The sequence below is a fragment of the Algoriphagus sp. 10J20-15 genome, from assembly GCF_055809615.1.
In genome coordinates, this window is sequence record NZ_JBVVUG010000029.1 from 56,519 (window position 1) to 69,772 (window position 13,254).

Genomic DNA, 13,254 nt, shown 5'->3' on the forward strand with positions numbered 1-13,254 from the left:
TTAAAATCAGGTATTTACTAATCTGTGTTGTAATAATCCGTGCGAACACTGCGGATAAAAACTACTTCCAGAAATCAGCATTATCGATCCCAGCATCTTTAGCAATAAATACAGGATCTTTACCTTCTTTCTTCTGGCGCTGATAATCTTTCAATGCTTTGAAAGCTGGCTTACGGAGGAGAATGATTGCTATGATATTCAACCATGCCATGAGGCCTACTCCGATATCACCCATGGTCCAGGCCATTTCAGCAGTTTTAATAGATCCATAAAAGGTTGCTCCTAAAATTGCGATTCGGAGTACCCAAATGCCCCATTTATTATTTGTCTTTCTAATTAAATAACTCAGGTTTGTTTCTGCGATATAGTAGTATGCCATTATTGTTGTAAAAGCAAAAAACAATAAGGAAATAGCCACAAATCCAGCTCCCAGGGAAGGGAATTGGGAGGCTACGGCAAATTGAGTGTATTCTGGGCCGAAAGCTACTCCAGGAAGGTTTTCTACTATAAATCCACCATCAGGATTAACAACATTGTATTGACCTGTGAAAAGTATCATCAACGCAGTGGCAGTACATACAAAAAGGGTATCTACATAAACTGAAAAGGATTGAACCAATCCTTGCTTTACTGGGTGGCTTACCTCTGCAGCGGATGCAGCATGTGGAGCGGTTCCCTGACCAGCTTCATTCGAATAGATTCCTCTTTTTACGCCCCAAGCGATAGCCATACCAAATACACCACTAAATGCGGCTTCCAAGTTGAAAGCAGATTTAATGATCAATGCAAAAATCATAGGGACTTCGGTAATGTTTATTGCGATGATCACCACAGCCATCAAGATGTATGCAGCAGCCATAAACGGAATTACTACTTCTGCTACTTTACTGATTCTTTTCACTCCTCCAAGGATGATCAGGCCCATAAAAATAGTCACTAAAATCCCTGTATATTCAACAGGAACACCAAAAGCATTGTCCATGCTCAGAGCAATACTATTACTTTGCACACCTGGCATAAAGATGGCCGTAGCCAAAATAGTTGCGAAAGCAAAGAGCATTGCATACCATCTTTTACCTATTCCTTTTTCTATATAATAAGCAGGTCCACCGCGGTACTCTCCATCATTTACCTCCTTATAGATTTGACCCAAAGTGGATTCTACAAAAGCCGAAGATGCTCCCAGAAATGCGATAACCCACATCCAAAAGATGGCCCCAGGTCCACCCATGGCTATGGCGGTGGCTACACCAGCGATATTTCCTGTTCCTACTCTTCCTGATATGGCTATTGCAAATGCCTGAAAGGAGGAAACCCCTTCTTTTGATGATTCTCCTTTAAATAAGAGCTGAACCATTTCTTTTAGGTAAGTGACCTGAAGAAATTTGGTGGCAAAGGAGAAATAAACTCCGGCTGCCAAGCAAAGAAAAATCAGCGCATTACTCCAAACAACTGCATTAATAGCTTCTACTATCTCTTTCATATATGATTTTAAAACTTAGAATTTCCCAGTATTAAGTATGATTCGGGTTTATTTAGAACCCGAATAAAGGAAAAAATCAGCGATTATAGCAGAAGAATCATTTTAAATGGGCTTAATTCCTGATCGGTTGCCTTTGAAAATTAGGCAATATTGGATAAAGCTTACTTTTTATTCAGATTATTAAATTCCTGATTTTGGGATTATTATCTACCGTTCCTGCTAATAAGAATTCTCAGGAAATAAATTCTATTAACTCCAATCTATTTCCCCAAGGGTCTCTGAAAAAGCAACGATCACGTCCCTTAATTGCCGAGGAGTAGCTGATTTCAAAATTGTTTTGGATCAGGAAGTCTTTGGCTGTTTTGAGATTCTTTACGACAAAAGCTGCATGTCGTGCTGAATTTCTTTGATGCCCTTCTTCTTCTCGAATGTGAAGTTCAATATTTCCCAATTTGATCCAAATAGCACCATGAGGATGATTACCGTGTATTTCATTAAGTTGCAATATTTCCAAATAGAATTTTCGTGCATCCTTACTGGTTCCGGTTGGAATGGTGATTAGGATATGGTCAAGGTGTTTGATTTCAAGCATTAGAATTCATTTAAAAACACAAAATCACCCTTACGTGTGTAAAGGTGATTTAAGTATAGTTTATTGATACTACTTATTGAACTGTCAGAGGAACAGCTACAAACTCTGGTAGCTTGGCTTCAAAAAGTATTGTAAATTCTTCACTAGTTAGAATTTTACCTTGTTTTTTAGCCGAATTCGCAACTTCATATCCCCATTCTGCAGCAGCCATTCTTTGTAGAGGTGTACCATGGTGACCATTGCTAGCAAATCCACAATCTCCAATATTAAAGAAGACTTCTAAGAATTTCTGAACTCTTTTCCATTGCATAGTTGCTCCTCGGGAATGAGAAAGATAGTAAGCCGAATAAGCATCTGCCATTAACTCTGTTCGTCGAGTACCTTCTGGAGTACGGACTGCAGGAAATAATCCAAGCTGGAATTGAATGTGATGCCCAAATTCATGAGCAAGAATAGCCTGTGGAGCCACATCTTCAAAACCTAAAGCACTGTAAGCTTCCAATATTCCATCCCCCATGATTATTTTAGAAGGAATTACCCCTACAGGTGGAAAGAGGAAACTTCTCTGTGCAAAGGCATTAAAAGTGAAGATAGGATGGTCTCCATTTCTATATTGAGGATAAAAATCGAGAACCAAATCAACTATGTCAGCATAATTTTTAGCTGCTGCCTCTGGTAACCCAAACGCTGTTTGGTAAGTATTCACCACCTTTTCTCTGTCAGTTAACATGTTTCCATGCATAGCTGCTAACACGATCTCAGCAGATTCAATATTCCAGAAACGCTTTAAATCCTTGAACGTTTTAGTTAAAGACTGAGTGTATTCACCATTTTTGCCAAAAGATTGACCCGCTGAACTATTTTCAAAAACGAGCGCGTGATAAGTAGGTAGATCGAATAAGGCTAGAAAATCTGCATCTCCGAATGCATTATTGGTCCAATCCGAAAGTTCATCATCTAGCCAGATATTTAAGTCAGTATCACCACATGCTGTAGGCTCTACAGCACTTATTGCTGTTTTTACCATTTCCCGATATTGAGGATCCGTATCAAATGTTAAAGGTGAAAGCCTTCCAGATTCTGAATTGAAGTTTAGGTTTTTACCCATATCTATTTCAAAATTAAAAGGAAGCGGAGGTAAACCTTTTGTGATTAATTTGTCTTTTGAATTAGCAGCAAGCAACTCAGATTCATTTGGTGTAATAGTTTCATCAGGTTGTACTTCACATGCAGTAAGAAGCAAGAACGGAATGGCAAGAATTGCCAATAACTGTTGGTTGATTTTTTTAGTGTTTGTCATAAATTTTAAATAATGTGGAGAATGTGAAAAATGAGATTGCAATAAAAAATGCTATGAATTAAAGTATGAACAAGTTATACGCAACTCACTTTTGCAAGATAAAAAATAAAATTAGACGTTTCAATAGCAGTATTTGATAATCACGCTTTCACCTAATTAGTAGTAGGAAAAATTACAATTGATATTGTTTTTTATAAGCAAAAGGAGTCATTCCAGTTACCTTATTGAAATGCCTATAAAAGTTGGAAAGTGTGTTGAATCCGCATTCGTAGCAAATCATCTGTGTGGACTGCTTGTTTTCTTTCAAGGCTCTACAGGCATTTGATATCCTTATTTCAATTACAAATTCAAAAAAGGTTTTATTAGTCATCGTTTTGAAATAGCGACAAAAAGCAGATGGACTGAGGTTCGCTAGATCGGCGATGTCTGAAAGATTGATTTCGTTGCTATAATTAGCCAAGACATAGGAGTAAATCTTTTCCAGCCTGTGCATTTCTGACAAATTGGACAAATGGCTGTACGCGTATCCTGGTGAAATAGTATCATACTCTTCCGTTTCGGCGAGAGTTTTAATTATTTCAAGAAGAAGAATTAGCCGTTTTATACTGACTGCTTGCTCTAATTCTTGAAGCAGTTCGGCGATTTTTAATTTAGTATCTCCAGTGATTAGCAAGCCTTGTTTTGCTTTTTCAAATAAAACAGGGATACTATCTGCCTCAGGAAGATTTAGGAATTCCGGACCAAAACATGTTGGGTGGAATTGGAGGACATAGGTTGCAGTTTGCAAGGTGGAGTCTTTATCAAAATACTCTTCTTTACAACGCCATGCGTGAGGGAGATTTTGACCTAAAAAAACCATTTGGCCATCGGAAAAATTGCTCACATTGTCTCCTATGTATTGAGTGCCTTCGCCTTTGATGATGTAGTGCAGTTCCAGCTCCGGATGATAGTGCCATAAGTTGCCCGTAAGTGGTTTGGGATCGAAGCGAATAATAAAGGATTTTGCTGGTTCGATTGGTACTTTATGGAAATGGGCTTTCATTGGTGGGGTATAAAAAGAGAAGGTTTTTCTCTTGTCAAACTGACTGATTTAATTGAAATATGAAGTATTTCAAATCTACTCAATAATATGATTTTGATATACATTTCAGATTATCTTCCTGTAATTATGCTAAAATAATGGAATATAAGAGTAAGAATGACTAGAGAACGTATGGGATTTAAAATGATCTTTAGTAAAGTAAAACCCAAAATAAATTAAGGTATGAATCCACTTTTTCAAGTGAATAGCTTGGTGAAATATTTCTTAGTGTTTTGCCTGACAGCTAGCTCTTTTTTCAAAATAAATTTTGCTCAGCAAGTCACTCATGATTTTGAAATTGTTAAATACAACAACTCTGGGACTACATGTGATAACCCTATTTGCCACGTAGAAGAATTACAAGAGGGATTCGAAAAAGTCCGCTTCAATCAATGGGAAATGCTGGCTCATGAGGTGGATGGAGAGTGGGGAATAGTAGTCAGTGTTGAAGATGGGCAGTTCTATCATCTCAGTAGATGAGACTTTTTCGGAAAAGACACATTTCTAACCCTTCCGCCTTTGGCAGAATTCTACTAATACCACTACTTTTCACTTTGGTGAAATGCAACGACAAAAATGAAACAATGAATCAAACTCCTTCTGAAACACAGGAAATTCAAGTAACCAAAGATCTATCAGGTCATATGCTGAATCAGCGGCAGGCTTTTTCACCCGATGATCGTTTGTTGGCATTTGATGGTAGAAACGATGATTCAAAAATCGGAGAAAACGCTTCGATCGGAGTAGTGAATATTGCAACCAGGGAAATTCAAACTATTTACCAGCTTTATAACCAAACTGTGTTTGGACCGGGAACTGGAGCGGTAAGCTTTCATCCTTCTCGAAACGAAGTTGTATTTATTCATGGGTTGAAGAATGCTTCGGAAGAGGTTCCTTATGGCTTTACCAGAAGATTTGCCATGCAAGTTGATTTGGAAAATAACAATCAACCAAAGCCCATGGAAGCTCGGGATGTGCAATTACCCTTTAGCATCGGGGCGTTGCGTGGAGGTTCACATGCTTATTCATACAGCACAGATGGTCAATTCGTTAGCTTTACTTATAATGATGAAATTCTAGAACAAACTTCCAAAGAAAACCCAACTGTTTCAGACCTCAGAACTGTGGGCGCTTTTCTGGTAGGGGAGAAAGTGGAAGTTGATGCAGAGCAAAATGATGAGAACTTTGATGGGACTAGTTTTGCCGTTCTACTCGCCGAAGTGACTAACAATCCAGCCCCAGGTTCGGATAAAATCAGCAAAGCCTACGAAGAATGCTGGGTAGGAAATGAGGGGTATTTCAAGTCTGATGGGACAAGACAAAAGCGCGCTTTGGCATTTTTGGGAGACGTGGTTTCCAGTTCTGGTGACAAAGTAACAGAGGTTTTTATCACGGATATCCCTGACGATAATTCTATTTTAATTAATTCAGTCAATGCGGGGAGTTTGACAAAGCTGGCTTCTCTTCCTAAAGGAGTCACTTCAACGTAGATTGACTTTTACAACAGAAAATAAAAACCCTGAGAGTTCCAGGGACCTCGACAATGGTTGAGAAGTTCACCGGATGGCAATGCCATCTATTTCTATCAAAAGGAAGATTCAGGTATTATCCAGATTCATGCAGTTTCTCCGGTTGGGGGTATGCGATCAAAGCCATTACAGCAAATGACTTTTCTCCAGATACTTCGTTCGCGCTAAGTGCAGATGGAAAATACCTAGCGTATGGAGCAAATGAGGCCATTTATGTCACATCCGTAGAAACTGGAAAGACGATTCTGGTTTTGCCTGCGCCAGAAAAACCATTCACTCATCTCAGCAATATCAACTGGTCAAACGAAGGCCATACTATCGCTTACAATAGGAAAGGAACTCTCAATGGAGAAGGCTTTTACCAGATTTTTGTCTTAGATCTCAACACCTTTTTATACAATAACTATGTCACTTTTAACTAAAACAAATTCCCCACTGAGAGGGATTATCCCTCCGATGATTACACCTCTGAATGCTGAAAGGGGCTCTAGATTCCGCAAGTGTTCAGAAATTGATAGAGCACTTGATAGCTGGAGGAGTTCATGGTATTTTTATCCTAGGAACTACTGGAGAATTCTCAGGGCTTAGCTATCAAGTTCGAAGAGAATTGATCACGCAGACCTGTGAGCTGGTAGCCGGAAGAGTGCCTGTATTGGTTGGGATAACGGATGTTTCGATTGAGGAAAGTATCGCTTTGGCAGACTACGCCGAAGAAGCTGGAGCAGATGCTGTGGTGGCTGCACCGCCTTTTTACATTACTATTGATCAATCAGAAATGTATTCCTATTTCAAGCAATTGGCGGACGGAATCTCTATTCCAATGTTTCTTTATAACATGCCCTCTCATACCGAACTCATCATCGAGGTGGATACGGTAGTCAAACTTTCCTCACATGAGCGGATTATTGGCTTGAAGGACAGCTCTGCACATGGTGTGTATTTTCAGTCTCTATGCCATGCCTTTAGAGATCAGCCTGATTTTGTGCTGATGGTAGGACCGGAAGAGATGATGGCCGAAACGGTATTGATGGGGAGTCATGGTGGGGTTTGTGGAGGAGCTAATCTATTTCCGGAAGTCTATGTGGGGCTCTATGAGGCTGCTGTGAAAAGGGATTTTGGAAAAGTAAAAGAATACCAAGCTGTGGTGATGGAAATCAGTACTAAGATCTATCAACTAGGGGGCTATAAGTCTAGCTATATGAAAGGGCTGAAAACTGCGATGTCATTTAGAGGACTTTGCCAAGCACAATTTGCCTCACCATTGTATCCATTCTCAGAAGAAGAAGTAGAAGAACTCCGAAAAAGATTAATTGAGATTACTAATCAGCTAGAACTCAAGAAAGTTTGACTGGTTTGAATCCTATAATTAGCGTTACTTAATTTTCTCTTCCCAAAAGCCCCAGAACAGATGGATTTACCTTTAATAGATTTACTAGTTTTTCTTGTTTACATGGCTGCAATTGTTGGGTTTGGAATCTCCTTTTCATTCCGCAAACGGACGGCTCTGGAATATACCACTGGAGGCGGAAGGCTTCCAAGCTGGGCGATTGGAATGTCAATATTCGCCACGTTTGTGAGCAGTATAAGTTTCTTGGCACTTTCCTGGAAATGCTTTTTTATCCAACTGGAACGGATTTGTCTTTAGCCTTTCCATACCTTTTGCCGCTTGGATAGCGGTAAAGTATTTTGTCTCCTTGTATAGAAATCTCCAAAGCGAATCCGCTTATTATTACCTGGAAACTCGTTTTGGTTGCCTGGGCTAGAGTCTATGCTTCCATTTGCTACTTATTGACTCAGCTGGCAAGAATGGGAGCAATCATGTACTTGCTGGCGTTGCCGATGAATGCTTTATTCGGATGGAGCGTTCCTATTATTATCGTCTGTACAGGAATTAGCGTGATGGTTTATGCCATGCTAGGTGGGATCGAAGCAGTGATCTGGACAGATGCTATTCAAGGGATAGTCTTGATTGGAGGAGCTTTGCTGTGTCTTGTAGTGATCTTGTTTTCTATGCCAAATGGGCAGTTGGAGAAGTGATTACTATCGCAGCTGAAGCAAATAAATTCAGTTTGGGTAGTTTTAAAATCGACTTCGTAGAATCTACTTTCTGGATGATTTTGATCTATGGGCTCTTTATTAACCTACAGAATTTTGGGATAGATCAAAGTTACATTCAGCGCTATATCAGCGCCAAATCAGAGAAGGAAGCAGTGAAATCCACTTGGTTGGGAAGCTTACTTTTATGTACCAGTTTCCTTATTGTTTTTCTTTATTGGAACAGCGCTTTTTTCCTATTATCAGGCTTTTCCGGATCTGTTGCCTGCAGAATTGCAGTTGGCTAGAGAATGCCGATAAGGTATTTCGCTACTTCATTGTATCGGGGCTTCCGACGGGTGTGACAGGCGTTTTTGATTGCTTCCGATTTTCCGAGCAGGAATGAGCACTGTTTCTACGAGTATTAATAGCTCAGCGACGGTACTTCTTTGGGATTCATTATCGCAAATACATTCACAAAAATGCCACCGAGAAGCAATCCATGCGCGTGCTTTTGCTAAGTTCCTTTCGTAATGGGAGGTCTGGGTCTCTTGGTTGCTTTAGCCTTTAATGGAGTGACTAGTGCCTTAGAAGCTTGGTGGGCTCTTTCTTCCATTTTTAGTGGTGGGATTTTAGGTTTGTTTTTCTACTGGGTTTTGTAGTAAAAAAGGCCTCGAGCAAAAGCAGCAGCAATCGGCGTGTTGTGCGGTGTTTTGGTTATTGGATGGATGAGTCTTTTCAGCGATTTTATTCAAAGGAACTAGGTTGGAGGGCTTTGAAAATCCCCTAAGCATACTAATCTGACTATCGTAATGGGGACACTCACAGATTTTTATTCTTGGGTTTCTAATTACTGGTTTTTTTGCTAAACACGAAGAAAGTTCTTGATAGGTTTGCCAGATGAAAGCGCACGCAAATTCTCCACAAATTGAGAAAAATTAGTCGCTGAATTTACGCATTGTAAAAACTTTATGTAAAGCCATTTCCTGACTTAGGAAGTGGTTGCTTTTTGATTTGGTAATTTTTTTGAATAAGTAATTCAGTCAGTAGACCATTATAGTCCACACTAAAAAATTCTTGATCGCAAAATTTAATCCCTATGAAAATTGATTCAATTCCTAAAGAAGATAGCTTTATTCAAGAGCTTTTAGATAATGAGATAATTTGGTTCACTGCAAGAAATAGAAGGGAAGTAAATCATGAAATAGAGAAGCTGAAGAGCTTATGGGTTTGAAACTTTGAGAATAGGGATAGATTGCGCAGAGTTTAATACAAAAAAAGGGAGTAAATGGTACGATTGGCTAATTCCTACTTTAGGACAAAGTTTTAATCTTGAGCTTTGTTTTGACAACTTTTCAAAAACTGACGGAATGTCTATCTGTCCGAAACAGGCCTTGCCTGAAATTGTTGAGCACTTTATTTTTAAGCATGGCAAATGCTTCTCAGTTGTTGAATTGTGGAGAAACCCTTCCGATCGAAAAAAGCAGGATTCAGTAGAGAATATATTTTCCGATGAGGTGGTTTTTACAACTACTTGGGCAAAATACTTAGGTAAAAAAGTCAAACTAGGCAAGATTAGAGAGGCGGATTTTGAATGGATTACTAAACTGATTTCTTCACAGTTTCTTAAAAATATTGAATGCTTGGAGATCGATAAGGAAGAAGGGGATTTGTGGGAAACTAATACCATGTTTTATGAAAGAACATTAAGAAGTCTCTTTCATGCTAAAGGCGTGAGTGCTAAGATTTTTCCTAATGAAAACTCAAACATGTTAAATCAATTGTCAAAAGGCATTGCGTGATTAGAAGTAGCTCTATCAGCTTTTCCATGCGTTGAATAGGAATACGGAAATGATATTTTTATCTGGAAAAGTTTAATCAGCAAACTGACTCTACGTGGATTTTGCAGGAAACACAGGATATTTGACAGCGTGACGCAGCGCAATTGGAATCCAACGATCCATTGCTGAAATACTACAAAAGGAATTCAACGTAAAAACATCACTTCTGAATTTTTTTATTCAAAAAATACAGTGGCAGGTACTTAGCTCAAAAACTCTTCAACTTTCGTCTTGAGGCCTAGGTGGTTCGGGATTTTACAGGATATACCAGCAGTGGGTTGAAGGACATTATCTTTGAAAGCAATCAATGAAACTAATTTAACTTACTGAAAAACAACCCGGTGGCATTAAATAGCTTAAAACAGTCAAACTAATTTTTAGGTAACCACTCGCCCAATCGTTCCCTCAGCTCGGTCAATTGAGCTGATCCCATAGGTTTTTCCCAATAATCTATGACCATGGGATATTGAGTAGACTTATCCTTGTCCGACTTACTCAGCGATGAGGTTACAATAATCACCTTGATATCTTCACAATTAACACGTTCCTGTAGTTGATCCAAAAATTGCCAGCCATTCATTCTAGGCATGTTGATATCCAAAAAAATCAGGTTCTTTTGCCCATTGCTATTTAAGGATGCGAGCGTTTCTAAAGCTTCTTGTGCATCATGGAAGGCCTGTACATCCATGCCTTGAAGTTGTGTTTTGACTTGTGCTTTGTGAAGTAATATAATTATTTGGTCATCGTCGATAATGTATATTACGGGTAGTTTAGCTTTCATGGTTTTTCATGTTTTCGGACATTGAGTGTGTTTTTCTGACGATTTGGTCGAGTTCCTCCAGCGATTTTTGGAGTTCTATTTCCAACTCATTTTTACTGAGACCTATTTCCGGATAACTTGAATATTGACTCAATACCTGTGCTATTCCCATTGCTTTGGTTAAAGCCGCTCTTACCTTATGGGATTGATGCCAGGTGATAGCAATTAGTACGTTGTTCTTGCGTTCTATCTCACTCAATGCTTTTTTAAGTTGGTCGTTAGTATTGCTCAATTCAGCCGTTCGTTGATTCACCTTGCATTCCAAACTCCTTTTCATCCTGACATTGTAATAATACTTTACCATAAAACTGACTAGAACTCCAAACGCTATCAGTAGTAAGATCTTGAAAACTAGACTTTCAAACCAAGTTGCTTTTACCCTAATAGGTAAGGACTTTATCAGTTCAGTTTTTCCATGGCGAAGCACTTTTATTTCCAAGTTGTAGTTGCCCGGCTTTAACCCCGTAAAATTAAGCTGCCTACTGTCACTGATGGGTTGCCATTCCTCCGAGTTTTTATTAATACGGTAAAAAAAAGAATACCTATCCGGACTTTCAATGTCAATCAGACTAAAGGTTACCTGAAAGATCCGCACTCCTTCAGGAATGGTAATTTCATTTTCTATTCCAATTATTTGACCACCCACGTGAAGGTTATCCCACATAAAGAGGAAATTCTTTGAGTCTTCTTTTTCTGCCAATGATGGCCCACGAATGATACCAATTCCTTCCACTGTTGGGATCCAGATTTCCCCCGAATAGTCCTTTAATGCCGAGGGAAGGCTAAGCCATTTGTTTCTGAATTAGGCATTCCATGACTTTCATTGTAAAAGTTATTGACAATATGAAAATCTTCATCGGAAGTATGTTTGAATTTTTCTAGCTCAGAATTGGGGAAGTATTGGACTCCAAAATTATTGGTTGTCCATATACCAGAGTTTCCATCTGAAATGATACTGAAAACACCGCGGGATTTTAGGCCGTTTTCTTTTTTTAGAATCTTAAATTCCCCTTGATGTAAAAGCACGATGCCACCGTGGGTAGCAAACCACAAATCTCCATCTCTGTCTTCATACATACTATAGATAAGATTTTCACTCATTGGCAATGGTAGGATTTGGTTTTCGATCAATTGATCATTTTCAAAACGAAGAAAACCCTCATTAACAGATCCTATGATTACCTGTTTATTATTCAACTCCAGGATACTAATAAAACTGGTATTGGCGTACTTTTCGGGTAATTCTACTTGGTGAAAGCTGTCCTTTTCATCAATGTAATGAATACCACCGCCCCGGGTCAGAATCCAAAGCCAATTTTTTGAATCCCGGAATATGGCATAGACATAATTGCTTTGCAGTCCATTTTCTTTTGTGAGGTATTCTACTATTTGACCATTTTGCTGGTCAATAATTGATACCCCTCCAAGACTTCCCACGTAAACTTTTCCATTGGCAGATCCGATGGTATTAACTCTGTTTTGTAATAGCCCGTCTTCATCTTTCCAGGAATTTATTTCTCCATTCTTTAATTGGTAAACTCCATCGGATTTAGTCCCAATCCAAATACTACTATCGGCAGCTTGATAAATTGGCTTGATGTTTTTCTCTTGTAAAACATCCTGGTTTAAATGTTTGATTTTGGCAGGTCTTACAATTGCCAATCCTTTACCCACAGTACCCAGGTATAGGTTGTCTTTTTCTCTGATGATTTTTCTTACCGTATAAGTTTGGAGCTCTGGATAAATAATTTGGGTAATTCTTCCTTCTGACATTTTAATTAGTCCGCTTTCCAGAGAACCGGCCCAGATCGAGTTGTCCGAATCTGCAATAAGGCTGGACGGTGAGATGATGTTGACCTGCTTAAAAGAATAGATGTTTTCAAGAATATAATCTTCTTTTAAGCGAAAAATCCCTTCATCAAGAGCATATACATAAAGTTGATCCCCATTGCCAAAAATTTTTAATGCAGAGAAATCCTGCCTGGTAACCAATTTCACTTTTCTGGTTTGTAGGTTCAGTTCATATATGCCGCGTGATGTACCCACAAGTATAATTGAGTTTTTCAGTGGGTAGAATCCGAATATGTCCAGCGGAACTCCAGGAGTCCAATACGGCAGAAGAGAGAATGTCTCCTGATCCCAGGAAAAATCTGACCTTTTTGATTGCCTATAAGTAAACCACCTTCTCCATTATCTGCTATTGCTCTGATCAAGGCTTTATCCGTTATTTCGGAGCAATCAATTATTGTTTTGATGTTTTTATTAAGCAAAGCAATACTCCGGTCTCCGGCCGCCCAAATACCACTTTCGGTTTTAAAAAAATTGTAATAGGTCTGCTCAAGCATTTCAGGATAGTTGTCCTGGTCGAAATACTTTGAGAATTTTTCCATCAAATCTGGCTAATCCTTCCTCTGTTGCAGTCCATAAATATCCAAAATTGTCCTTTTCCATAGCGAATACTGCATTTTGGGGCAGTCCTTTGGAGTTGTTCCAAATTTCCATCACGTAGTTGTGGACAATTTCAGGGTTTTTAGTTGATGAGCTAGGAACAGATTGTGAAAGCACAGGATGCTT

The 13,254-nt window shown here is 39.0% G+C and carries 17 protein-coding genes; 9 read left to right on the top strand and 8 right to left on the bottom strand.

Annotated features, from left to right (window positions below):
- Positions 1-61 precede the first annotated feature (61 nt).
- The 4 genes from AC0L6R_RS11255 to AC0L6R_RS11270 form a co-directional block, all read right to left on the bottom strand.
- Positions 62-1,483: an alanine/glycine:cation symporter family protein gene (locus AC0L6R_RS11255; RefSeq protein ID WP_283411320.1), complete on the bottom strand. Its 1,422-nt coding sequence runs from the start codon at positions 1,481-1,483 to the stop codon at positions 62-64.
- Positions 1,484-1,715: 232 nt separating this feature from the next.
- Entirely contained in the window at positions 1,716-2,075 is a 360-nt protein-coding gene (locus AC0L6R_RS11260; protein WP_473271300.1) for a VOC family protein, read from the bottom strand.
- Positions 2,076-2,148: 73 nt separating this feature from the next.
- The gene (locus tag AC0L6R_RS11265; protein ID WP_473271301.1) at positions 2,149-3,375 is read right to left on the bottom strand and encodes a hypothetical protein; all 1,227 of its coding nucleotides are present in this window, start codon (positions 3,373-3,375) and stop codon (positions 2,149-2,151) included.
- A gap of 172 nt (positions 3,376-3,547) precedes the next feature.
- A complete protein-coding gene (locus tag AC0L6R_RS11270) occupies positions 3,548-4,417 on the bottom strand; it encodes an AraC family transcriptional regulator (RefSeq protein WP_283411317.1) in 870 nt (289 codons plus the stop codon).
- 222 nt (positions 4,418-4,639) lie between these two features.
- On the opposite strand from AC0L6R_RS11270, the gene AC0L6R_RS11275 reads away from it, so the two are divergent.
- The 9 genes from AC0L6R_RS11275 to AC0L6R_RS11315 all read left to right on the top strand — a co-directional run bounded on the left by AC0L6R_RS11275 (position 4,640) and on the right by AC0L6R_RS11315 (position 9,821).
- Positions 4,640-4,936, top strand: coding sequence for a hypothetical protein (locus AC0L6R_RS11275; protein WP_473271302.1), 297 nt, complete (start codon positions 4,640-4,642; stop codon positions 4,934-4,936).
- 104 nt (positions 4,937-5,040) lie between these two features.
- On the top strand, positions 5,041-5,946 hold the full coding sequence (locus AC0L6R_RS11280) for a DUF3748 domain-containing protein (protein WP_473271303.1): 906 nt from the start codon (positions 5,041-5,043) through the stop codon (positions 5,944-5,946).
- Between the two features lie 53 nt (positions 5,947-5,999).
- Positions 6,000-6,407, top strand: a complete 408-nt coding sequence (locus AC0L6R_RS11285) for a TolB family protein (protein ID WP_473271304.1) — start codon at positions 6,000-6,002, stop codon at positions 6,405-6,407.
- Between the two features lie 50 nt (positions 6,408-6,457).
- Positions 6,458-7,333: a dihydrodipicolinate synthase family protein gene (locus AC0L6R_RS11290; protein WP_473271305.1), complete on the top strand. Its 876-nt coding sequence runs from the start codon at positions 6,458-6,460 to the stop codon at positions 7,331-7,333.
- 60 nt (positions 7,334-7,393) lie between these two features.
- Positions 7,394-7,630: a hypothetical protein gene (locus AC0L6R_RS11295; protein WP_473271306.1), complete on the top strand. Its 237-nt coding sequence runs from the start codon at positions 7,394-7,396 to the stop codon at positions 7,628-7,630.
- 41 nt (positions 7,631-7,671) lie between these two features.
- Positions 7,672-8,022 carry a sodium:solute symporter family transporter gene (locus AC0L6R_RS11300; RefSeq protein WP_473271307.1) on the top strand — a complete coding sequence of 117 codons (351 nt, stop codon included), beginning with the start codon at positions 7,672-7,674 and terminating at the stop codon, positions 8,020-8,022.
- Positions 8,019-8,327: a hypothetical protein gene (locus tag AC0L6R_RS11305; RefSeq protein ID WP_473271309.1), complete on the top strand. Its 309-nt coding sequence runs from the start codon at positions 8,019-8,021 to the stop codon at positions 8,325-8,327. Before AC0L6R_RS11300 ends, AC0L6R_RS11305 begins: the two co-directional genes overlap by 4 nt.
- A gap of 791 nt (positions 8,328-9,118) precedes the next feature.
- The gene (locus AC0L6R_RS11310; protein ID WP_473271311.1) at positions 9,119-9,253 is read left to right on the top strand and encodes a hypothetical protein; all 135 of its coding nucleotides are present in this window, start codon (positions 9,119-9,121) and stop codon (positions 9,251-9,253) included.
- Between the two features lie 4 nt (positions 9,254-9,257).
- Positions 9,258-9,821: a hypothetical protein gene (locus AC0L6R_RS11315; protein WP_473271313.1), complete on the top strand. Its 564-nt coding sequence runs from the start codon at positions 9,258-9,260 to the stop codon at positions 9,819-9,821.
- A gap of 409 nt (positions 9,822-10,230) precedes the next feature.
- Here AC0L6R_RS11315 and AC0L6R_RS11320 read toward each other — a convergent pair whose 3' ends face one another.
- From AC0L6R_RS11320 to AC0L6R_RS11335, 4 genes are all read right to left on the bottom strand, one after another.
- Complete coding sequence (locus AC0L6R_RS11320; protein WP_473271314.1) at positions 10,231-10,641, bottom strand: response regulator; 411 nt, start codon at positions 10,639-10,641, stop codon at positions 10,231-10,233.
- Entirely contained in the window at positions 10,631-11,413 is a 783-nt protein-coding gene (locus AC0L6R_RS11325) for a triple tyrosine motif-containing protein (RefSeq protein WP_473271315.1), read from the bottom strand. Before AC0L6R_RS11325 ends, AC0L6R_RS11320 begins: the two co-directional genes overlap by 11 nt.
- Before the next feature lie 32 nt (positions 11,414-11,445).
- Entirely contained in the window at positions 11,446-12,678 is a 1,233-nt protein-coding gene (locus AC0L6R_RS11330) for a ligand-binding sensor domain-containing protein (RefSeq protein ID WP_473271316.1), read from the bottom strand.
- Positions 12,679-12,743: 65 nt separating this feature from the next.
- Positions 12,744-13,070: a hypothetical protein gene (locus tag AC0L6R_RS11335; RefSeq protein ID WP_473271317.1), complete on the bottom strand. Its 327-nt coding sequence runs from the start codon at positions 13,068-13,070 to the stop codon at positions 12,744-12,746.
- Positions 13,071-13,254: the final 184 nt, after the last annotated feature.

What these genes read in the sequence shown, in the direction of transcription:
- AC0L6R_RS11320 (WP_473271314.1), bottom strand. Translation starts at nt 10,641, where the DNA reads ATGAAAGCTAAACTACCCGTAATATACATTATCGACGATGACCAAATA.
- AC0L6R_RS11275 (WP_473271302.1), top strand. Translation starts at nt 4,640, where the DNA reads ATGAATCCACTTTTTCAAGTGAATAGCTTGGTGAAATATTTCTTAGTG.
- AC0L6R_RS11280 (WP_473271303.1), top strand. Translation starts at nt 5,041, where the DNA reads ATGAATCAAACTCCTTCTGAAACACAGGAAATTCAAGTAACCAAAGAT.
- AC0L6R_RS11285 (WP_473271304.1), top strand. Translation starts at nt 6,000, where the DNA reads ATGGTTGAGAAGTTCACCGGATGGCAATGCCATCTATTTCTATCAAAA.
- AC0L6R_RS11290 (WP_473271305.1), top strand. Translation starts at nt 6,458, where the DNA reads ATGCTGAAAGGGGCTCTAGATTCCGCAAGTGTTCAGAAATTGATAGAG.
- AC0L6R_RS11255 (WP_283411320.1), bottom strand. Translation starts at nt 1,483, where the DNA reads ATGAAAGAGATAGTAGAAGCTATTAATGCAGTTGTTTGGAGTAATGCG.
- AC0L6R_RS11260 (WP_473271300.1), bottom strand. Translation starts at nt 2,075, where the DNA reads ATGCTTGAAATCAAACACCTTGACCATATCCTAATCACCATTCCAACC.
- AC0L6R_RS11310 (WP_473271311.1), top strand. Translation starts at nt 9,119, where the DNA reads ATGAAAATTGATTCAATTCCTAAAGAAGATAGCTTTATTCAAGAGCTT.
- AC0L6R_RS11335 (WP_473271317.1), bottom strand. Translation starts at nt 13,070, where the DNA reads ATGGAAAAATTCTCAAAGTATTTCGACCAGGACAACTATCCTGAAATG.
- AC0L6R_RS11265 (WP_473271301.1), bottom strand. Translation starts at nt 3,375, where the DNA reads ATGACAAACACTAAAAAAATCAACCAACAGTTATTGGCAATTCTTGCC.
- AC0L6R_RS11270 (WP_283411317.1), bottom strand. Translation starts at nt 4,417, where the DNA reads ATGAAAGCCCATTTCCATAAAGTACCAATCGAACCAGCAAAATCCTTT.
- AC0L6R_RS11295 (WP_473271306.1), top strand. Translation starts at nt 7,394, where the DNA reads ATGGATTTACCTTTAATAGATTTACTAGTTTTTCTTGTTTACATGGCT.